Raw genomic sequence first — 20,967 nt, forward strand, 5'->3', positions numbered from 1 at the left:
TTCCCTCTTCCGCCGCAACGGCTGGCTGTAGTTCCCCAAGTGGCGCCTGGTGAAAGCGCCTTCGGACCGGTACGCGCGGGAACGCACGAGAGACGGACCCAGCTCGCTTTGCCTTCAGCGGGTTCGTTCGCCCATGCGACCAGCGGGGTAGGAAGGCCCGCACGAAGCCGTCACCACGGCGGTGAAGGCGGCGCCGATGACGATGTAGACCGCCAGGTCGACCACGTTGCCGCGCAGGATGAAGCTGCGAAAGCCGTTCACCCGTTGTTCCTCCTTTTGTGTCGCTGCGAGATCGGCGGCGGACGCATGGGCACCGTGTCCCTCGCTGGTGCATCGCGCGACGCCTTACCGTTCACCGCCGACCCGTCGTCGCGAGCGGTGGGCGGAGGCGGTTGGAGGTCCGCTTTCATCTCCTCCAGGATGCGGACGGCCTCGGTGAGGGCGGTGCCGTAGACGGGCCATTGCCCCGGCGCGTCGAGATGACCGCGCTGGGCCGTAGCGGCCAGGTCCTGGTAGCGATGCCCCCGGGCCGGTCCCGTCCAGGACCGCCCCGGGGGCCTTCGTCGTCCCGCCCACCCCTCGAACTCGGGCGTCCGGATCAGGTGTTGCGCCGCTTACCCCCTGCCCCGCCACAGTCCGGCTCGCCAGCCGGGGGAGCGGTGACCGGTCCCCACCCCGGCCCGGCCCCCACAGCCGGGCTCCCGGCACCCCCCGATCCCCGCCAAGCAGCGGAGCCACCGATACCGCCCGGTCCCTTGTGCCGGGCCACGGCGCGGCCCTCGGGGCCGCCCACGTGCGAACGGAGAGAAGGACCCGTGAACCACACCCGCCAAATGATCACCACCCGCGTCTGCATCGACCACACGCTCGGCCCGTTCGACTGCAAGCTGGACCCAGCCAACCGGTGGAACGGCTGGCTGAGCCCCCATTTCACCCTCGACTCGGCGCACGAGCTGTCCGCTCAGACGCTTCGCCTCGCCGCCGTCACGCTGACCGCCACCGTCACCCGCCATCAAATCGATGACGCTCCTGGTAACGGTCGTGGCGATGTACAGCAGCGGCACCCGGTGACGCAGCCGCCGGCGCCGGTCCCTGAAGCGAGACCTGCCCGGCGAGGGCTGCCGTGAATCAACTGCTGGGCCGCGCATACGGTATGCGGGGTCCGGTCGTGTTTATGTCCCCGACTACACGAAGGACTTCGGGGACGGAACGGCGTACTCGCCTCCGATGGACCAGGACTTGGAAGGCATCAGGGACCGGTTCGTACACCTCACGTCCCTCGATGAGGTTGTGAAGATGTTCACGGTGCCGGCCGAGGTGAACGAGGAGCAGGTGCGCGGGATCCTCTCGGGATCGGAAAGCCTCAAGGCGATCAGCGCCGAGGCGGTCCGCTACATGCCACCGGACATTTGGAGTCGCCGCAGGTTCGATGGGTCGATGGCCTTCTTGGCAGAGGACCTCGGAACCGGCGAATTCGAGACGGTCACCACCGAGCCGGTGAAGGTGGTGGGCTGGGCCGAAGCGCCCACGGTCGCCTTCAACGACATCGGGGAAGCGAGCGCCTACCGCATCGGGGATCACGTCTGGTGTTCGGCGACGGTGCGGTGGATTCTCAGCGGTCCCGCCGTCCTGGACGACACGCACCGGGTGGAGGTAGTCGGGTGCGCGTGGGAGACACGCGTCCTCGCGAGCACTACGAACACGGACTCCCGGCTCACCATCCTGCGCAGCCAGGCCACCCGGGCTCTCAGCACCTCGGAGTTCGTCGCGTCCGCCCCGCCTGCTACTTCGCTGGCGAGACGAACCGAGAAGGCCAGGCAGAGGGGGCTGCCTTTGGATCTCAAGGGCCTCCTGCCCGAGACAGCCGGACAAGAGACTCTCACGAGGCTGGAGCGGACTCTGCACGCTGGCCTACAGAGCCCCTGGTTCGCCGCGCCGCCGGTGGGTCACGGCAGCTGGATTCAGTTCGCAGAGCCACAGGAGGACGACGACAACGGCCCTTGGTTCGCAGAGCCGAAGGAGGGCGAAGACCAGGAGTAGCGGGCGGCGCCCGTCGGGCCTGCCGAGCCTCCGCCCGTACGCCGACCCTGCGCTGCCCGTTGCCCGTCCGGCGGAGGGCTTGCGAGAGCGGTGTCGGCGGCGACCTCGTGTTCGCGTCGGTTCCTTGTCAACCAGAAGATCCAGGCCAAGGCCATCGCTCTGGAACTCGAGCATCGTAACGATCCCATCCGCCTCGACCCTCGAGGACTGACCCTCATTGCGGACACGCAGCGTGGGCCCGTCAAGATGTCGGAAATGGGCAGCGGGCACAACTACTTGGGCTATCACATCGCGACCATGCTGAGCCTGCACGAGTGGTTCCATGAGATCGGCAGCCCTGTCCCTCGGTTCCTCATTCTTGATCAGCCCTCGCAAGCAGGATTTCCCGATGAGACCCGCGGCGGCGGATTCGGATCCGCCCGAGCCACGCTCCTCGACATCTACAAGACGATCGCCTCGAGCATCGAGTCTCTCGATGGTTCCTTCCAGGTCATCGTCCTTGAGCACGCTGACCTGGACGCCGAGCCTTTCCGTAGTGCGGTGCGCGCCCGATGGAGGCGAAGCAACGGAGAAGCCCTCGTCCCTGAGCACTGGATTGCCGACGAGGCCGACGACGGCGCGGAGGAGTGAACATGGCAGCCGCGGCTTCGACGCGTCCCGCTCGCCCACCTGACTGCGACCCCTGCCGGGAAGGCGGCGATTCCCGCCGGTCCAGCTCGATCTCCGCGGCCTCCAACACCTCAGCCAACCTCGCGGCTTCCTCCCGCAGGCCCTCCACCCGCACCCGGGCAGCCGCCTCCCGCTCCTCCAGCATTCCCAGCACCGACGCCACCGCGCACGCCTCGACCATGAAGCGGACACAGACGCCGCATGCCTCCCTCACTGCGAGCAAAACCATGCCTGACCAGCAGAAATCAACGGATCACGTTCGATTGAGATACGGCTTCTCAGTGTCCAGTGGAGCTGGACGAAAGCCGCGGTCTCGTCAGGGAATTCAGCGTGGACGCCATAGCCGACCGAAGGGGCGCTTTCACGAGTCGAGTAGCGCTCCACGGTGGTGGCGCCGGCCACACGGGCGGCGTGGGCGAGGAGGAGTTCGAGGTCGCCGACCTGGACAGTTCCGGAGTCCGGCAGGGTGCCGCATGACCACAGCGCGACCGTGCCGTCCTGGTACGCCGACGCGGGATTCTTCTTCGGCCCGTCCGGGAGCCGATTTGGTCGCGTCGGGGTCAGAAGACTTGCGGCGCGATCCTCATCGCGGCGAACGAGTGGCTCGGGACATGGCTGCGGTTACACCCGATCGGCCTCCGAGGGCAGGCGCATGCCCCGGAGCACGTCCGGGTCGAACCGCAGCATCGCGTCGAGGCCGGCGAGCTTGTAGCCATAGGTGTAGGTCGGAGTGCTGTAGGCCATCCGAAGTACGTCCTCGATGGTGGCCGTACCGTGGATCATCGCCTGACCGGTACCGACCAGTTCGGAGGCGATCTGGCTGATCACATGCACGCCCAGCAAGGCCCCGTCTTCTCTCCGGAACACCAGCTTCAGCAGGCCCTCCTCCCCAGCGATGAGACCGCGCGGGGTGGAGCCGAGCTCGCAACGGCCGATCTCGTAGGCAATGGCCGCCGACTTGCAGTCCTGCTCGCTCATACCCGCCCGGGCGACCTCGGGCATCCCGTAGACGGCACTGGCCGGAAGTCGGTCGACGTGGACGGAAAAATTCAGGTCGAAGGCTCCACAGACCGCCTGCCGCCCCTGATCGGTAGCGATCGACGCCAGCGCCGGGCCGGTGACATCTCCCGCGGCGAAGACCGAGGGGCAGCTCGTCTGCCCACGCTCACCGATCACCACCCGACCCCGCTCGTCGATCTCGATACCGGCAGTGTCCAGACTCAACGCCGTGACATCGACGCTGCGCCCCGCGGCGAAGAGCAAGGCGTCCGGCCGCAGCTCCCGGCCGTCGGTCAAGATGGTGCGCAGTTGGTCGCCGTCTCGCTGCGTCGACGCCATCCCGGTGCCGGTGATGACCTCGGTACCGCGTCGTCGGAACACCTGTTCCAACCGTGCAGAGATCTCCTCGTCCATCATCGCCACCAATTGGGGAGCGGTGTCCACGATGGTTACCGGCACCCCGAGTGCCTGGAAGATCGTGGCGTATTCGACCCCGACTGGACCGCCACCCACGATCAGGATGTGCCGGGGCCGTCCACCGATCTCCATGATCTCTTCGGTGTCGAAGACCCATGGGTCGTCGAATGGCACACTGGCCGGACGCAGTGGTCGTGATCCGGTTGCGAGGATGATGCGCTCGCCGTGTAGCCGCGTCTCCTCGCCGGTTGTGGAGCGCACCAGCACCGTGTGGCCGTCCTCCAGCCGGGCCGAGCCGGCCACCAGGTGCACACCGAAGGTCTGCAGCCGGTCCAGTGTGGCCTGCTGCATGGCCGCGCTCACCTCGTGGGCCCGGGTGGTGAGCGGCCTAAACAGCACCTCGGGTGGGGCGGCCAGCGAGATCCCGTAGATGGCCTCCTTTTCGAACCCGTTCAGATACAGGGCGGCCTCCCGGAAGGTCTTCGTCGGTGCGCCGCCGCTCGTCACGACCGCCCCTCCGACGGTGTCGCGCTCGACCAACGCCACCGAATACCTCAGGTTCGCCGCCATCTGTGCTGCGGATTCCCCGGCTGGCCCGGCCCCGACCACGACAAGATCATAATGACTGGTCACGATTCTCACCCGCCTGACGACCTGATTCGGGGTCTATCGGTCCCTGCGCCTACCGAGCAGCAGCACATCCAGGTCACCCCGAATGAAGAATGTCCTCCAGTGCGCTCGAAACCGCAGGAAAGTACCTGTTCGCCAACCCCGTGCATCTGCATGTCGACCTCTCCGGTGGTGCCGGTGTACTGCCGCGCCACGCCGCCGAGCGAATCCCCTTCCTGATGAACCCGGTGTCGTCGACGACGAACACCCCCCGAGGATCCGGCCCCTACTGTCCGGCCGACGGCGCGCGCAAGCCGAACTGGGCCCCGAACGGGTCGACGACCACGCCGATCCGCCCGAACGGCGTGTCCTCGGGGGGCCTGAGTACCGCGCCGCCGCCGTCGCTGACCGCCTCCACCGCGGCGTCGATGTCCGCGACAGTGAAGTAGGCCCGCCAGTGCGACGGCGTGCCGGGGGGAACGTCCATCATCCCGCCGATGCCACCGGCCGGGCGGCCACCGACGTGGAACGTCTCGTAGTCGCCGGGGACCTCACCCGCCGCCGGGCCGATCGCCGCGTACTGGAAGCCGAACACGTCCGCGTAGAAGCGCTTGCCGGCGGCCGGATCCGTCAGGAGCATGTCGTCCCAGGCGAACGACCCCGGCTCGTCCTGGACCTCGAAGCCGATCATGCCGGTCTGCTGCCACACGCCGAACACACCGCCGGTGGGGTCCGTGGCGACGAGGACGCGGCCGCTCCCGGCGAAGTCCATCGGTCCGGCGAACACCGAGCCGCCGTGCTCGCCGATCAGCTTCGCGGCGGCGTCCGCGTCGTCACTCGCCAGGTACACCGTCCAGGCCGACGGCCGGCCCTCCTGCATGGCGGGGTCGACGCCCGCGGCGGCGTGGCCGTCGACCTGGGCGATGAGGTAGCCGCCGTACTCCGCGCCGGTGTCGACGAACGTCCAGCCGACGACGCTCGTGTAGAAGGCGACGGCGCCTTCGACGTCAGGGACGTTGAGGTCGACCCAGCAGGGCGTGCCGGCGGGCCAGGGATCCGTACGGGCGGACATCGGAGCTCCTCCGTGGGGTTGGGGGACGATCACGCGCAGCCAGCGCCTCATACCGCCCGCGGAGCTGCTTTCGCTCGCGGAGCTGCTTTTACGATGAGCCCATAGATGTTGACGATGAGAACCCAGATCGGGAATGCCAGTTCGAGCAGCGGTATCATGCCAGCTGCGATCAACAAGAGAAGACCGACCGCGGAGCCGATCAGCGCCAGCCATCGGGGGTATAGGCCGGTACGTAGGGCGAGCATCGACGTGGTGAGTACGAACACGCCAGCCATGCGCGTCGCGTATATGCTCATAAGGTTGTAGGCGGTCGCGCGTCCGAATATCCACACGTCCAGCAGCGGGCGGCCTTGATTTTCGGCGGCCAAGATGAGTAGTGCGCCAGTGAGCGCGGCCATCACGAACAGCATGCCGACGAACAGAAGGCCGCTGCCGAGGAAGAGCGTGGCGAAGAACTTGTCCTCCCTGACGCCCAGCTGATCACGAAGCGCGCCTATTGACCATAGGAAGAAGATTCCCGCGAATGGGACCAGGTTCAGCGCCAACACCACGGAGTCCCGCTGGGTTGAGCTGGTCAGCCACGTCCCCGCATCCGTCGGACTAAAGGGCACCGCCTGCAGGATCAATACGATGACGGCGCCGTACAGCACGGCGAACACGATGCCAGCGATGGCGGCAGCCCGCGGACTGCGAACTGCGCTAGGTGTGAGCTCGGCCTCTGCCATCACTGCCGCCTCCCAAGCTGGTAGTCGAGCCGATTCGGTCTGATGGCGATGCAGACCTGACCTGTTTGTGACCGTCAGCCGGGCCCCGGCGGCTTTGGCGTTGGGCTGCTGGTGCAGGTCCTGGATCGACGACCACCGATCGGGCCCAGGTATTCAGGTCAGGTGTCCGGGTCGCCGAGCCAACGCAGAGCCCGGATCCCGGGCTGGAAGCAGTACTCGCCGCCGCGGTTGACGACGAAAGTCGGCAGGCCCCGCAGGCGGCGGCGGATGGGCTTGCGTGGCAGTGTGAACTGGTCGTGCTCATCGTGGGCGGCGATGAGCGGGTCGTGCTCGTCGGGCGCACCGATGAATTTGCCGTCGTTGGCCCATTGGGCCTGCACGAATTCGTACTGGCGCGCGAGGTTGGCGTTGACCGCGGCGAACAGGAGGCCGCGGTCGGCACCGTCGTCGTCGAGGACGCCTTCGGGAAGCGGCGGTCCGTAGGTGGCGCCGCGGCGGAGCAGCCGGTGCAGTCGCACCTCGCCGGTGACCGCGGCGTCGCGGGGGTTCATCCGCCGCGCGTGGGAGCTGACCGGACACATCAGACCCTGAGGATCGTCGCCGTAGAGGAAGGCGTTGTTGCGGTCGGGGTCGGCACCCAGCTCGGGCTTGTCGTGGTCTGGAGCGAGGATCAGAGGGGCGCCGCTGGGCCAGCGTCCGAAAAGCTTGGCGGCGAGCAGCTCCTCCTCGGCCGGGCTCGTGGCCTGTTCGTGGAGATACCGCCGGAACGCGGCCACGTCGGTGTAGAGCTTGCGGAAGACGAGGTAGCTCCCGTTGCGGCCGAGCACTTCCGGCTGCGGCGTCGGTGACACATCCCCGGTCTCGTTCAGGTAGCCCAGGACGAACTCGCCCGGCTTGAGCAGAGCCTCATGCGGGTTACGGCCGGGAAGTCCGCTGCTCTCGATGCCAGGCTGGGAGATGCCGTCGTGGAAACCGAAAGAGTTCCGCCCGTCGAACGGGGAATAGACGTCCTGCCGCCAGACCCGCCCGATGCCGGGAAGTTTGTCCAGGGCGGTTCGGGCGGTCGCGCGAGTTGCCTCGAACCGTGCGACGTCTGGGGCGAGCAGCGTGAGCACCACGTGCACGTCGGAGGAGCCGAGTGGGTGTTCCCAGTGCGCGGGGGCATTCCGGTCGACGTCACCGAGTTTGTCCGCACGTGCTGCCATGCCCTGCTGGAACTCCGGTGCGAACGTGTCAAGGCTGTCCTGGGGCACGCCGAGGGCCCGAAGGCCGGCGAAGCTGAACGCGGCGCTGAGCGAGGCCTGGGCGAGAGGATCGAGGACGTCGGCGGCCGAACTCACCACCTCGGCCAGTCGGCGCACCAGTTCCTGGCCGTCGCGCCGGTCGTCGATGCGAAGTACCAGGTAGGCGCCGGCATACGGGTCGGGGCGAGGCCGGAGCGTGCCTGCCTGTATGTCGTCCAGTTCGAGTGCAGTCAGGTCGGCGCTGGTTGGCGCGGTCGTACTGGTCATGGTCGTGTCCCGTCCGTCACTGCCCCGCCGGGGGCTGGTTGGCCGGCGCCAGGTATGGGAAGTCGGTGCCTGCGGGGGTGGTCGCGGCGCGGACGCCGTCGCTGATCGGGGGACCCTGCCCCGCCGTGATGAGCAGCGTGTAGATCTTGTCCATCACGTCGTCGTTGAGTGAACGACCGCCGCAGGTGGCATGCGGGTGCCCGGCCAACATCGACTGCTCGATCTCGAAGAAACTGTTGTCCATATAGGGCTTCGAGATGTCGATGACGAGGTAGTCGCCGAGGATCAGCTCGGTCAACGGGTGGACGCCGTCTTCGGTGGTGGGCCAATCTACTTTGCCGTCGAGACTGTCGAAGACCGGAAGGTTCGCGTTGAGCCGTGTTCGGTAGGCGGCGCGGTAGTCCTTCCCCATGTGGAACGGATCCTCCAGATTGTACAAATCGCGCAGCTCTATGTCGCTGTTGACCGAGTCGTAGGTCTTCGGTGACAACATGACGTTCTTGACCTCAGGCCGGCCGGTACGTTCGAGCCTGATGGGCAGCGGACCCGAGACGACCGTCTCGGCGGCCACCGCGAACACCGGCCCATGCCCGCCGGTGAGCAGGGGTGCGTAGTCAGCCTCGACCACGATGCCCAGCACATCTGTTCCCATCAGGGAGTTCGTGCCGGGGTAGGAGAAGGCGAGTTGCCCGCTCATCATGGACCTCTGGAGGGCGGGTAGATCAATGAAGAAGGGGTCGGAACGCAGGCCGGCGTAGACGCTGAGGGCGTCGGTGTGCGCACCCGACGGGTCGTTAACCGTGACCGCGACGGGCTCACCGGAGATCGCGACACAGCGCCCGATCTGCCCCATCGCCGAGCCGTCACCGGGGGCCGGAGGGGCGAAGGAGAGGTCGAAGGCGATCTCCTCGGCTTCCGTGCCGACGGCGAGGTGCGTCACCTCGTCGGGGATCGTGACCGGGCGCATCCGGAAGCGAAAGGTGATGGCGTCGGAGAACGCCGTGTCCGGCTTCGCGTTCGGGTGCACGGTCATCACCAGGACGATCCACCCCGGCCGCGAAGGGCTGGGGAACACGTAGAAGTCGCAGATGTCACCGGCGGGACCGGCAATGGCCCGGGGCCCGGAGAAATGGTCTGACACGGTATCGACCCTTCCGAGTCGGAACGGCGGCTGGAGCCGTATTAGGCAGGCGGCGCAAGGGGCGCCGCCTGCCTAAACTGCGCACCGAGCTCGGCGTCAGTCGGCAGCCTCATCGAGCAGCGGCTTGAGGGCCGGTTGCGCGAGCGCCTCCTGGGCGGCGGGGTCATCGAGGACCTGCTGGAACGCCTTGTTCACCCGCAGCGCCTTGGTGACTTGCGGCTGCGTCACGTCGCCGAAGAAGTCGAAAAAACCCGCGGCTTGAATCTGGCCCGACTGGAGGAACGCCTTGATGTCGGCATTGGTGACCGCGTCCACATCCTCGATCGTAAACTCATTGGTGTGCTGCAGCCAATCGGCCCACACCGGCAGGCCGATGATGGCGAGGGCGTCATCGACGTAGGGGTCCCACTCGCTCTCGAACGAGGTCAACCACATCAGCCGACGGTCGTCGTCGAACAGGACGAACCGGAGGCTACGCAGGCCGATCCTCTCGAGGGACGACTGAGTGCGGGGGTCGCGCAGCCGGTCCTCAAACACCTGGATCGTTGCCTTCATGGGCTCCTTGTGGCCTTCCTTCACGCTCATGAGCGCGCTCAATTCCGAGACCACGCCGTGAACCCTGCCCTTTCCCGACTTCTTGCTGGTAGGTGTCGTCATGACTGCTCCTCCTAGATCCGGATCGTTCGCCTGTGTTGAGTTATTCGGCAGGCGGTCACCATGTCCTGGGATTCCCTATGTCCTCGGCCGGCTAGTAGTGCGGTGGCGACGCACCTCCCCGCGACGATCTCCTCGAGCGATTTGGGGCGACCACGCCCCGAAGTCGGTGTCCTCGACCTTGCACGATCGCCGTCAGTCGAGCGTTCTGCCGGCACGTCCGGGATCCGCTTGGCACCTCGGTCTGCTTCGCCGCATGGCCTGAGCGCCCGGCGAGCGGCAGTCACGCCGAAACGGCGGCCTGGTATCTGGCGGTCAGTCCCTGCCGGACGGCGAACATGGCGCCGGCAGCAACGGCCAGCGGGGCGGCGACGAGTCTCACGATCTTCATGGTAGCCTCTTCAGAAGGACTGAGCCTTCCCGCGAGCTGTAGTGTGCGCTGTATCCCGCGCCGACACCTCACCTGCAGCAGGTGACTCAACTCTCCGTTACCAGCCAGCTCGATCGGGTGACGGCTCGGCCGGTGACCGTTCACCCCGGCTCCTAGCGTCGCGACGTACTTGGCTGCCGAGGTGGCCTGGGGCGAACACCCCCGGCAGGCCCGCGTCGCGCTGGTCGTCCTTGGCTGTGCCGGGGCGCGGCGGGTTCGTGTGGACGCCGGCGGTGACCCCGCCACGGTTCGTCCGCGCAGCCTTGTGTAGATCATCCCAGCTAGACCGAAGGCCGCTGTGTGATCGGGTCGACTGACCGAGTGCGCCGGCGCCGGGGTCTCGGGCAGCGCGCTTACCTCGGTCGGAGGACTCGTCGGCAGGCCCAGTACCGCCCAACGGCATCTTCCACCTCGGGGCGTCGCGCCGGATAACCGCCGAGCGCCGCCACGAGCGGTGCGAGCCTGGCGTCGGCGACGTAACCGCCAACCCGAGCTCGCGACAGACCGACGCCATCTCGGAACCAGTGAACCCGACGCCATTGACCAGCACCTGGCCCGCCGGGCGGCCAGCAGCTGCTGCAGCCGGTCAGCGTCGTCGCGGGTGCGCAGCACGCACATCCTTCAGCGCCGCCTCTGCCGGCTTCGGCCATGGCCGGGCGCGTATTCCGGTCGTGATCAGTGGGCGGTCGAACCCGACTCTCTCGCCACCGGCCAAGTGCAGATGCTGGCCCGCCAGGTCCAGTTCCGTGGCGGGCACGCCGAGCCGCCACTCCGCTTCGACGTCATCGCGTCGCGGCGGCCCGGTGTGGCCCGCCGCTACCCACCCCTCGATCACCTGCTTGGACAGCGGCGGCCGGTCGTACGGCTCGTGGGTTCCTCCCCGATCAGAGTCAGCGAGCCGGCGGCGGCGGCTCCGAACAGGGTGGCGACGAAGACCAGTCCGCTGCCAAGGAACACGGTGGTAACGAATCTGTCCCCGGCTCCGCCGACCTGTGCGCGCAGGGCTCCCATGAACCAAAGGAAGAAGATTCCCGCGAACGGGACGATCTCCAGTGCCACGCGCACTGCCCAGAGCTGGTCCGGATCGACGGCCGCGTCGGCGGCGTTCCCGGAGGGGATGGCGATCCGCATCAGCACCATTGCCGCCGCCAGCAGCACCGCGAACACGGCCCCTGCCATCCGGCGGCCCGAGGCGTCCGCAGCCGCTCGCTCTTCGCCTCCATGCAAGCTCGCCTTCTTTCTCGGTTCCCCTTTCGGTCCAGCAAGCAGTCACTGGTGCGCCCGCGCCACCGGGGACACCCGTGTGGGGGATACGGAGACACCCGTGTGCGGGGACACTCGCGTGCATGCCTCGCGTGCGGTCTCACGGCGGGTGCGCGTCCGGAGAAGCACGGTGCCTGCGATCAGCAGCACAGCTCCCGCCGCAGAGGGCCACAGCTGGGCGCCAGTAGCGTCAAGCCCGCCCGATCCGGCCTGTTGCTCGCCGCTGCCGTCAGCCAGTTGGCGCCCTCACCGAGTCACACGTCCGTACCGTAAGCACCCGACGGGTGGGCCAGGCGGACCACGGCCCGCCCGTCCGTGCTCCGGTCGAGGTCGCTGAAGGGGGTGTCCAGCTGGCGTGCTCCGACAGCCTGCGGCGCACGCAAGTCGTACGCCGTCCCGGCGACCGGCTCGTCTGCCGTTGGCAGGCCGCGCTCGCAGCCGCGTCCGTGCAGGGGCAGTCAGCATCTGGCCGCGGTCCCCGGTGATCTGGTCCTGTGCGGCGAATCCGTCGACCACGGCGCGTTCACCGACCGTGTACGATCGGAGCGCCGCACCCAGCTCAACCTCGACGGCACTGTTCGCGCCCTGGCGAAGGATCAGTTGCCGTCCGGTACAGGTCTCTTCCACACGTGGCCTCCTTGGTCCACGGGCCCGGCGCTCTCAGACTCGAGCGACGGCCTGCAGTAGCGGCCTCGGTCGGGAGCATGTAGCCCCCCAACAGTCCGGTCAAGCGCAATACGATCCTGCGGGCGGAGTCGCTCGGCGCTATAGCCCGCTGGAACCACGGCTGGCGGGCGACAGGCTCAGCCCCGCTCCGCCGGGAGTTCCCGATCGCCGTAGCGATGCCGGACACGACCGGTATCCCTGCGCGGATACGACGTGCCCAGGCCGACCCCAGCCAGTAACGTCCGCCGCGGCCCGGTCGGCATCGAAGAGGGTGCACGGCTCCGGCGCCTACCGTCGCCTCGGCGTTCCTGATACCGCCCGAACTGCGGCGGGGTCTGCGGCCGGGGCCATTACGCCGTAAAGGTGCTGCCGGCGCGGGGTGGCCGTTGCCTGCGGCCGTGGGCGAGCGGTCGTCGACTGCTGCGACGTGGCAAGGACGACCGAGGAGAGGGATGGTGGATGGCGGGGCATTCTCCGAGACTCCGGAGCAACCATGGACCGCTACCCACCCATCGCAGAGCACGGCCTGGTGGGCGACCTGCAGACCGCCGCGCTCGTGTCGTCGCAGGGCGTCGTGGACTGGTTTGCCGCTCCAAGGTTCGACTCTCCCAGCATCTTCGCCGCCCTGCTCGACCACGACCGTGGCGGGTACTTTCGCCTGGCCCCCGAGGACCCCGACGCGGCCTGCAAACAGCTCTACTACCCCGACACGGCCATCCTGGTGACCCGGTTCATGTCGCCGGACGGCGTGGGCGAGGTGGTCGACTTCATGCCCCCGGACCAAACCCGCACCGCCACGGACCGGCACACCCTGATCCGCGTGCTACGCGCCGTGCGGGGGACCGTCGACTTCTCGCTCGAGTGCCGGCCGCGCTTCGACTACGGCCGGGCCGAGCATCAGCTCGAACTCGACGGCAACGGCGCCCTCTTCCGCGCTCCGGGAAACGATGCGCACCTGCAGACCACCTTCCCGCTGGAGCGGGACGGTCAGGACGTGCGCGGCAACGTGACACTGAGCGCCGGTGAGGCCCACGGTGCGGTCTTCACCGTCTGCGCGTCCGGCGGCAAGGCGCCAGTTTCCCCCACCGCCGACGGGCTGACCGAACAGTTCCAGGAAGTCGTCCGCTTCTGGCAGCAGTGGCTGAGCCAGTCCCGCTACCGGGGCCGCTGGCCCGAGCTGGTGCACCGCTCGGTCATCACCCTCAAGCTCCTCACCTATGCGCCCACCGGCGCGTTGATCGCGGCGGCCACGATGGGCTTGCCCGAGCAGGTCGGCGGAGAGCGCAACTGGGACTACCGGTTCACCTGGGTACGTGACAGCGCTCTGTCCGTGCGCGCCATGCTGGACCTCGGCTTCGCCGAGGAGGCCACCGCATTCGTCCACTGGCTGGTGGACAGGCTGCGCGAGCGCGAGGGCAGGGACGGAGAGCCGCTGCAGACCATGTACCGGGTCGACGGTGACCCCGACCTGCCGGAGGAGACACTCGATCACTTCGAGGGCTACCGCGGTTCCTCCCCCGTACGTATCGGCAACGGTGCTGCCGACCAGCTTCAGCTCGATATCTACGGCGAGGCGGTATACGCGCTGGCGCAAGGGGGCGAGAGCGAGCGGCAGGCCAGCTTCCGGGGGTGGAAGGCACTGGCCAGAACGCTGGACTGGTTCGCCGACAACTGGGACAGGCCGGACGAGGGCATCTGGGAGACCCGCGGGGGCCGAAAGAACTTCACCTACAGCCGGGTGATGTCCTGGGTCGCCTTCGACCACGGGCTGCGCCTGGCCGAGGCCTTCCGCAAACCCGCCGACCAGGAAAAATGGCGCAAGGCCAGAGACGCCGTCCTCGAACAGGTCATGCAACGCGGCTGGAGTGAGAAGGAGCGCGCCTTCATCCAGCACTACGACAGCGAGGTCCTGGACGCCTCCCTCCTGCTCATGCCCAGAGTCGAATTCATCGCCCCCAGGGACCCCGCCTGGCTGTCCACGCTCGACGCGATGGACCGCAAACTCGTCTCCGACAGCCTTGTCTACCGCTACGACCCGGCAGAATCCCCGGACGGGCTGCGCGGCTCGGAAGGCACCTTCAGCCTGTGCACTTTCCTCTACGTGGACGCGCTCGCCCGGGCGGGCCGGCTGCCCCAGGCCCGCTACACCTTCGAAAAGATGCAGACCTACGCCAACCACGTCGGACTCTTCGCCGAGGAGGTCGGTCCAAGCGGTGAGCAACTCGGAAACTTCCCACAGGCATTCACCCACCTGTCACTGATCATGGCCGCCACCACCCTCGACAAGGCACTCGACCAGGAACAGAGACGCTGATTATGGTCACGCCGGCCACTCCGGCGGGACCACCGCAGCTGAGCGCCGCCGAATTCGCCGAACTCTACGCCCGCGGCCACCGCACGGCCGATGCCGTCCCCGGCGCCCACCACCGCGGAGCCCTCGACGACCTCATCGCGGTCGCGACGCCCAGCACGTCCGGGTGACCGGGGCGTCCGAGCGTCCGCCAAACGACGGGTCGCCGGACCCACGGGCCATTTCATGCCCGCCCGACTGGGGTGGAATCCCAGTACGCCGCCCTCGAACCGCTGCGGCCCAACGAGCCCGGTCCGACCGTGGACTTGGCGGCCGACCCGCAGAGATCGTCAACGAGGCGTTGTTGCCGTACGGACGAGCCTCAACTGCACGATCCGAACGGTGCCGTGCCGTTGCGGGAGCCGGGCAGACGGCGGACGTTTTCCAGCGGCTTCGGCTTGCTCGCGCAGACGCGTGATCTCGTCGTGCTGGGCGGCCAGCCGGGAGACCGCCAGCGTCTTGAACGCGGCGAGTTCGGCCAGCTCTGCATCACGGCGTGCGACCCGTTCCTTCAGCTCGGCGACCTGTTGCTTGAGCCGTTCGATCTGGGCGGTCCGCGGGTCGACGACCTCACCGGCCTCCTGGAGAGCTCGGAGCCGTCGCTCGAACTCCTCGGCGAGGTGCTGGTAGGGGCCGGGCGGATCCGTCGCGGTCCCTCTTCGGATAGAACGCGGTCCGGCTCACCCGGCCTCGGCGGCCAGGGTCTTGAGGTCGGCCTTGCCGCCCGGCGGTAGGTCGCCCGCCAGCAGCCGGTCCATGGCCGCCCGGATCGCCGCCTCGTTGCGGCTTTTGGTGTGTTCGCTGATGCGTGGCATCGTCGCGTCGGCATGGCCGCCAACCGGCCGCGCAAGGGACTCAACGACTCCTTCGGCGAGTTGCAGCGCCGCCACAAGGCCGCAGCCGCCGAGCGCCGTGCCCGGGCACAGACCAAGGCCCGCGCCCGCGACTGACCCGCCCGCCCTCCGGGCCCGCCTGTGCCGTCTCCGCGGCGGGCGGGCCCGCCCGCGTTCCCCCTGACCGTCGTGCGGCCTACTCCCTCGCGGGCCCTGCGCGTTTGGCCCTTCGGTTGCCCGCTTGCGGGGCTTACCCCATGCCTGGCCATGGTGGGGTTCCCCGGGCCGCGCGGTGCGTGCTGTTGCTGTCAATCAGCGAGTTCTGAGCCGGCCCGGCCGCCCCGGCGCGCGGCCCGGCCCGCGCATGCCACACCCTGTTTGCTCAAGGAGACTTGTCATGCTCGCAACAATCATGCTCCCTGTGCCCGTCCCTGCCGTCTACGACGGGCCGCGGGCAGCGGCTGCGGACTTCTTCACACAGGCTCGCACCGCTCACGCGTTGACCATGCTGCCCCGGTTCACGGTGACTGCGTCAGCTGCCCGGATGGTTTCCTGTGGCTGCGATGCCACGGCACGTGGGTGGTGCCCGGCCATGCCGACGGCGTGTGTCTGACCGACGGCATGGTGAGGGTTTGGTGGCACCGGCGTTCCCCGGGCAGCCGCTTCGCTCTGGTTCACCGGCTCGGCCCGAGCGAGATTCACCGCATCGGGGCCTCCGGCTACACCAGCCACTTCCACGGCCTGAGCACCATTCAGGGGGAGTTCACCTACCAGGAGCAGGTAGCCGGCGGCCAGCTGCGCGACTGGGCAGCCCAGGCCGTGCGGCGCCGCACGATCAGTGTCCATCTGGAGCTGCCCAGCGGCATCGTGACCCTCCACTCCCGCATCGTGGGCGATGTCTTCTACCGGCCTGCCGACTGGCCCACCGCCATCGCCCACAACTGAGCGCCGCACCACCCCAGCAACCTTCTCTGGGCCCGCCCCTGGCCGGGAGTCCTCACCGGCCAGGGGCGGCCCGTGCCTTATCCCCTCTCAGCAGCGTGCGGCTGGCGAGTAGTTGCGCGGCTGCATCGGCCGTCCGCACGCCGCAGCACGCCTGACCCGCCTCCCGCCCCTGCATGGGGCCGCTCCTGCCGTCACCGGTCCGGTGAGGGGTGGGCCTGGTGCGGTTGGTGCCGTTCGGGATACTGCCCGGCATGGACACCCGAGCGGTCACCCGCGCCCATGTGCTGATCACTGCGCAACTGGCGATGGGCGCCGCCGCGCTCGGGGCATGCGGCGGCTACCTCGTGGCCGGGCCTGCGGCCGCGGTCCTCTCCGGTGTCGTGACCGGCGTCGGGGCATGCGGCGGATCGCTTCTGGTACGCCGTCGCGTCTTCGCCCAACTCGGGCAGGCGGAACGGGACGCGAACGTCCAGGGTTACGCAGAAGGACTGTCCCAAGGCGTGCTGTTGGGCATCGCTACGTACGAGGCCGCCGTCTTCCCGCTCACCGGCCCGGTCGGCGTCTCCGGCGAGGAGCGGCTCGCGCGCCGCACCATTGCGTACCGGATTTCCGCCGACGACGGGCTACCGCACAGCGTGCGCACCGCGGCAGCCGCCGCTCTCGAGGCGATCGACCACGGCCAAGACCGGCAAGGTGCCCAGGAGGCCATGCAGGCCCTCCACCAGGCGGTCTACGAACAGCGCCGCTCCTGACGTCACCCCTGCCTTTGGTGGCGCCGCGACGTCAGCAACACCGCTGACTACGCCACCGACGCGGCCGCCCCATCGACTGGTTCACCTGGCTAGCCGACCGGCACGGCACCTCCGTCAGCCCGGAGGACGGAGAAGCGGTCACTCAAGGACAACGGCATCGACGTCTGACCACCACACCTCGCCCCCGTCTCCCAGTACGGCCCGCGCCCTTCAAGAGCGCGGGCCGTGCGGTTGCGCGGCTAGGCCGTTTCGTTTGGATCTAGACTTTGCAGCTCGCTGCCGTCTCCGGCTCTGACGGCGGTGGAGTCCTGGATCGCTGGAGGGGGAGGTGGCGGTGCACACCGTGCCCTGGGTGCACGTCGTTCCGGAGCAAGGCGCCCTGCCTGTCGATCTGTTGCTTCCCATGACCGGGCAGGACTTACGTAGCGCGTCTCGACGGCCGGGAGATGCGCGACACGGACGCCGTCTTCCAGCAGTTCTACGACGGACTGAGGCTGCCTGATTACTTCGGGTGGAACTGGGATGCCCTCTCCGACTGTCTGCGCGATCTGGAGTGGCTGCCCGCGGACCACTACGTACTGATCGTCGAGGCCGCGGATAAGGCACTGTCGGGCGATGCCGCCGGACAGCGGCTGCTCTTCAGGACCCTTCTGCGGGCAGGACAGCAATGGTCCTACACAGCGTTCCTGACCGCCGTACGGCGCGCGATCCCGTACGCGGCCCTGTACGAGACCCGGCGCGCCCTGGTGGAGGCCGCCCGCACCTACGGGATCTCCGTGATCGGGATGCGTCAGCCCATGCCGCCCGGCGGCCGGTGGGAGTGGGCCCGCCGCATCGGGGACGCGACCTACCTCTTCGAGATCGAGCCCCCGTTGATGGGCGGTGACCCGTACGGGGCCGTCGCCGTCCGGCGCACCGCCGCAGACGGCACGGCAGCCCCGGTGCGCTACTTCCCCCTCGGAGCCGACCAGGAGCGCGGCCGCGCCGTCTCCGAAGCCCGCTACCGCATCTGACCCGCATCCACCCCCAGGCCGTGCCCCACCGCGCGCACTGACCCGGGCTCAGCTCACCAGCCCCCGACCCGCACACGTGCGGGCCGGGGGCCGACCCGCACCCCGGCCGCCGCTTGCCGCGCTAACCCGCTCGGCCCCGACCGTGACACCCCGGCGCCCCAGCCGGGCCCGCCCCACGAAAAGGGACCGCCCCATGACCACCCTCAGCACTCACATGCGCGCCTGGGAAGCCCAGCGCAACGCCTTCCGCGTCACCACTGCATGCCTGCTGATGACGTACCTCCCCAGCCTGCGCCCCGCCTTCAGCATGAACACGATCGACTACCAACGTCTCAGCGCGGAGCTCCCCGACGGTGGAAGCATCGCCATCCGGACCGAGGGAGAGACGGCCCACGTCAAGCTGGCCGACATCCCCGCGCCGACCGCTCTCAGCTTCTGCAGCGCGACGCAAATCTGGCTCAGCACGCAACTCGGTAGCCGCAACGGGCAGATCACGCCGGGGCGGTACAGCGGCCGCTTCCACCGGCAAAAGCAGAAGATCAACGTCAGCGACCAGCACACGGTGCGCGCCGACTTCACGCTCCCCATAATCCACCTCCGATACGGCCTCACATCCCTGCACCGCCCCTCCGACGCCAACTGACACCGCTGCGCCGGCCGGACCGGCGGCGGATCCTCCCGCGCCCGGCACCCGGGTCCGGCTCCGACTCGACCAGGAGGCACCCATTTCAGGTCGCGCTGCGAAGCGGATCCCGGCGAGTGCCGACCGGAGATTCGCGTCCGGCATCATCTGCGGATCTTTGTGGGAGGCGGGATCACTGGGCCGCGAGGATCTCTTTCGCGATCTGGAACTCTGAGACCGCTCCCGGCGGTGTGGCCACGCGGAAGGGCTTACCGAAGTCGCTGAACGACTCATGGAGGTCCTTGGCCGGGTGCGTGATCCGCAGGAGGAACGGAGTGCCCTCAGCGGCGATGTGGAACTCCAGAGTTCCCCCCTCACGCTTATACGTGATCTTGGTGGTGGGTTGCCCCTGCACCACCCCAGGCCGCTGCGTTGGGGTTGCCTCGGCGAGTTCGTCCAGGGGAGGCATACGTTTCTCCAGCCAGGTCCGCCGGGTTTTCGACTCACACATGTCACGCATGATCTTGAAGACGGTGGCATTGCGCTTCACCCACCGGTCAGCCATCACCTCCACGCGTACCGGGTCCGTCTTGGCTTCGGGCGACATCCTGAGCGCTTCCTTGCTGCCTCGCGAGTAGAACGCGGATGCGGTGACGACGAAGTCAAGGGACGACGTGCCCCTTCGGGCGTGTGTCTCGCATTCCGCTCTGCCACCGCGCACGGCACTGTGCAGGACAGCGGTCCCCTCGGTCTTCATCCGCCGGGTCGAGCTCAGGTAATTTTGATCGAACGTCACGTCGAGGGCTTGGTTGATGAGTCTGGCGGCCCGGGCGCCGCGCGACCCGCCGCTGTCTGATGACGTGCTGGCTGCTGGCCGCTTCGGACTGCCTGCCCTGCCGCTCTCCTCCGCGTCGTCGGCGCCAAAGCCGCATCCGGCCAGTGCGATGAGTGCGACGGTAGCGGCCGCGGTGACCGTCGTCGATCTTCGGGCACGCCGGTCCGGCGTGCCGGTGATGCTTGGCATCAAGTTCCCCCGTGGGAGCACAACAGAGGGTGGATCCATGATCCACCCTCGGCACCTACACCAACGTGCACGTGGCCACCGCCGACACCCCGAGCAGGCCGACCGGCGCTGTGCCGACTTTACCCGCGCCCAGGACGAGCTGAACGCACAGGTCGCCGCGGGCAGCCTCCCGGCGGGCAGCCGGGCCATCTCCGACACCACCACCGCATAGACCGCGTACAACCTCTGGGCCCGCTCCGCCGCTCCGGCCGGGGCCGGCCCGCCGCCTTCTGCACGGGCAGACGGTGCGGGTGGTCGCCGTTCACCCCGGGGGCCCGCGCTTGTGGCACTAGGCCGTTTCGTTCGGATCATCTGATCGTTGGTCTGGGTGTGCCATTGACTGATGCGCAGTGGGCGCGGATTGAGCCGTTGCTTCCGGACCGGACGCCGAAGCGGGGTGGCAGGTGGCGGGACCACCGTGAGGTGATCGATGCGATCGCGTGGAAGTTCCAGACCGGATCGCAGTGGGTCCATTTACCCGAGAAGTACGGCAACTGGCGGGGCGTTTACAACCGGCTTCGCATGTGGGCCGTCGACGGGACCTGGGAGCGGGTGTTCACCGCGCTGATGGCGCAGGCTGACGCCGAGAAGGACCTGAACTGGGCCGTCTCGGTGGACTCCACGATCGTGCGCGCTCACCAACACGCGGCCGGGGCCCGCAAAAAGGGGCCCCGGCCGGCGAGCCGGACGACCATGCCATCGGCCGGTCCCGCGGCGGACTGACCACGAAGATCCATCTCGCAGCCGACGCCCACTGCCAGCCCCTCGCCTTCGTTCTCACCGCCGGACAGGCCGGTGACGCGCCCGCCTTCGCGCACGTGATGGCCCGTTTGCGCGTTCCCCGCCGACGTGGACGGCCCCGAACCCGGCCAGACGTAGTCCTGGCCGACAAGGCGTACTCCTCACGCGCCATCCGCGAGCACCTGCGCAAGCGCGGTATCCGGGCGGTGATCCCCGTTCCGGCGGATCAGCGGGGCCACCGACTGCGTCGAGGCAGCCGTGGCGGCAGGCCACCCGCCTTCGACCGCGAGGCCTACAAACAGCGCAACACCGTCGAGCGGTGCATCAACCGCTTGAAACAGTGGCGCGGCATCGCCACCCGCTACGAGAAGACCGCGACCATCTACCTGGCCGGACTGCACGTCGCGGGCATCTTCCTCTGGTCGGCAAGGTGATCCAAACGAAACCTCCTA

The 20,967-nt window shown here is 68.4% G+C and carries 21 protein-coding genes and 1 pseudogene; 13 read left to right on the top strand and 9 right to left on the bottom strand.

What is annotated here, in order from left to right:
• Positions 1–114: 114 nt before the first annotated feature.
• Positions 115–261, bottom strand: a complete 147-nt coding sequence (locus ACFYWI_RS34560; RefSeq protein ID WP_389239744.1) for an MscL family protein — start codon at positions 259–261, stop codon at positions 115–117.
• Between the two features lie 572 nt (positions 262–833).
• On the opposite strand from ACFYWI_RS34560, the gene ACFYWI_RS34565 reads away from it, so the two are divergent.
• The 4 genes from ACFYWI_RS34565 to ACFYWI_RS34580 all read left to right on the top strand — a co-directional run bounded on the left by ACFYWI_RS34565 (position 834) and on the right by ACFYWI_RS34580 (position 3,186).
• On the top strand, positions 834–1,127 hold the full coding sequence (locus ACFYWI_RS34565) for a hypothetical protein (RefSeq protein ID WP_389239745.1): 294 nt from the start codon (positions 834–836) through the stop codon (positions 1,125–1,127).
• A gap of 100 nt (positions 1,128–1,227) precedes the next feature.
• Entirely contained in the window at positions 1,228–2,040 is an 813-nt protein-coding gene (locus tag ACFYWI_RS34570; protein ID WP_389239746.1) for a hypothetical protein, read from the top strand.
• Between the two features lie 90 nt (positions 2,041–2,130).
• Positions 2,131–2,670: a DUF3732 domain-containing protein gene (locus ACFYWI_RS34575; protein ID WP_389239747.1), complete on the top strand. Its 540-nt coding sequence runs from the start codon at positions 2,131–2,133 to the stop codon at positions 2,668–2,670.
• Between the two features lie 369 nt (positions 2,671–3,039).
• The gene (locus ACFYWI_RS34580; RefSeq protein WP_389239748.1) at positions 3,040–3,186 is read left to right on the top strand and encodes a hypothetical protein; all 147 of its coding nucleotides are present in this window, start codon (positions 3,040–3,042) and stop codon (positions 3,184–3,186) included.
• Between the two features lie 144 nt (positions 3,187–3,330).
• On the opposite strand, the gene ACFYWI_RS34585 is transcribed toward ACFYWI_RS34580, so the two are convergent.
• The 7 genes from ACFYWI_RS34585 to ACFYWI_RS34615 all read right to left on the bottom strand — a co-directional run bounded on the left by ACFYWI_RS34585 (position 3,331) and on the right by ACFYWI_RS34615 (position 11,494).
• Positions 3,331–4,758 carry an FAD-dependent oxidoreductase gene (locus ACFYWI_RS34585; protein ID WP_389239749.1) on the bottom strand — a complete coding sequence of 476 codons (1,428 nt, stop codon included), beginning with the start codon at positions 4,756–4,758 and terminating at the stop codon, positions 3,331–3,333.
• A gap of 262 nt (positions 4,759–5,020) precedes the next feature.
• Positions 5,021–5,806: a VOC family protein gene (locus ACFYWI_RS34590; protein ID WP_389239750.1), complete on the bottom strand. Its 786-nt coding sequence runs from the start codon at positions 5,804–5,806 to the stop codon at positions 5,021–5,023.
• Between the two features lie 47 nt (positions 5,807–5,853).
• Positions 5,854–6,531, bottom strand: coding sequence for a hypothetical protein (locus tag ACFYWI_RS34595; protein ID WP_389239751.1), 678 nt, complete (start codon positions 6,529–6,531; stop codon positions 5,854–5,856).
• A 158-nt stretch (positions 6,532–6,689) separates the two neighbouring features.
• A complete protein-coding gene (locus tag ACFYWI_RS34600) occupies positions 6,690–8,042 on the bottom strand; it encodes a Dyp-type peroxidase (protein WP_389239752.1) in 1,353 nt (450 codons plus the stop codon).
• A 16-nt stretch (positions 8,043–8,058) separates the two neighbouring features.
• A complete protein-coding gene (locus ACFYWI_RS34605) occupies positions 8,059–9,183 on the bottom strand; it encodes a DUF4331 family protein (protein ID WP_389239753.1) in 1,125 nt (374 codons plus the stop codon).
• Positions 9,184–9,279: 96 nt separating this feature from the next.
• Complete coding sequence (locus ACFYWI_RS34610) at positions 9,280–9,840, bottom strand: hypothetical protein (RefSeq protein WP_389239754.1); 561 nt, start codon at positions 9,838–9,840, stop codon at positions 9,280–9,282.
• Between the two features lie 1,258 nt (positions 9,841–11,098).
• Positions 11,099–11,494 (bottom strand): hypothetical protein, encoded by a 396-nt coding sequence (locus tag ACFYWI_RS34615; RefSeq protein ID WP_389239755.1) that lies wholly within the window; start codon positions 11,492–11,494, stop codon positions 11,099–11,101.
• A 1,195-nt stretch (positions 11,495–12,689) separates the two neighbouring features.
• Here ACFYWI_RS34615 and ACFYWI_RS34620 point away from each other — a divergent pair.
• From ACFYWI_RS34620 to ACFYWI_RS34655, 8 genes and pseudogenes are all read left to right on the top strand, one after another.
• A complete protein-coding gene (locus ACFYWI_RS34620) occupies positions 12,690–14,510 on the top strand; it encodes a glycoside hydrolase family 15 protein (protein WP_389239756.1) in 1,821 nt (606 codons plus the stop codon).
• A gap of 2 nt (positions 14,511–14,512) precedes the next feature.
• Complete coding sequence (locus tag ACFYWI_RS34625; protein ID WP_389239757.1) at positions 14,513–14,677, top strand: hypothetical protein; 165 nt, start codon at positions 14,513–14,515, stop codon at positions 14,675–14,677.
• Between the two features lie 216 nt (positions 14,678–14,893).
• A complete protein-coding gene (locus ACFYWI_RS34630) occupies positions 14,894–15,280 on the top strand; it encodes a hypothetical protein (RefSeq protein WP_389239758.1) in 387 nt (128 codons plus the stop codon).
• Between the two features lie 93 nt (positions 15,281–15,373).
• Complete coding sequence (locus tag ACFYWI_RS34635; RefSeq protein ID WP_389239759.1) at positions 15,374–15,496, top strand: hypothetical protein; 123 nt, start codon at positions 15,374–15,376, stop codon at positions 15,494–15,496.
• 462 nt (positions 15,497–15,958) lie between these two features.
• Positions 15,959–16,324 carry a hypothetical protein gene (locus ACFYWI_RS34640; protein WP_389239760.1) on the top strand — a complete coding sequence of 122 codons (366 nt, stop codon included), beginning with the start codon at positions 15,959–15,961 and terminating at the stop codon, positions 16,322–16,324.
• Positions 16,325–16,575: 251 nt separating this feature from the next.
• A complete protein-coding gene (locus ACFYWI_RS34645) occupies positions 16,576–17,076 on the top strand; it encodes a hypothetical protein (protein ID WP_389239761.1) in 501 nt (166 codons plus the stop codon).
• A 440-nt stretch (positions 17,077–17,516) separates the two neighbouring features.
• A pseudogene (locus ACFYWI_RS34650) lies at positions 17,517–18,089 on the top strand (barstar family protein); the annotation flags it as partial.
• A gap of 193 nt (positions 18,090–18,282) precedes the next feature.
• Positions 18,283–18,732, top strand: coding sequence for a hypothetical protein (locus ACFYWI_RS34655; protein WP_389239762.1), 450 nt, complete (start codon positions 18,283–18,285; stop codon positions 18,730–18,732).
• A gap of 172 nt (positions 18,733–18,904) precedes the next feature.
• Here the strand turns inward: ACFYWI_RS34655 and ACFYWI_RS34660 are convergent, their stop codons facing one another.
• Positions 18,905–19,735, bottom strand: coding sequence for a hypothetical protein (locus tag ACFYWI_RS34660; protein WP_389239763.1), 831 nt, complete (start codon positions 19,733–19,735; stop codon positions 18,905–18,907).
• Between the two features lie 354 nt (positions 19,736–20,089).
• Here ACFYWI_RS34660 and ACFYWI_RS34665 point away from each other — a divergent pair.
• A protein-coding gene (locus ACFYWI_RS34665; protein WP_389239820.1) for an IS5 family transposase occupies positions 20,090–20,949 on the top strand; the annotation gives its coding sequence in 2 pieces (ribosomal slippage) (positions 20,090–20,461 and positions 20,464–20,949; 858 coding nt in all).
• The last annotated feature ends 18 nt before the right edge of the window (positions 20,950–20,967 follow it).

Source organism: Streptomyces sp. NPDC002889 (assembly GCF_042888425.1).
Classification (GTDB): domain Bacteria; phylum Actinomycetota; class Actinomycetes; order Streptomycetales; family Streptomycetaceae; genus Streptomyces.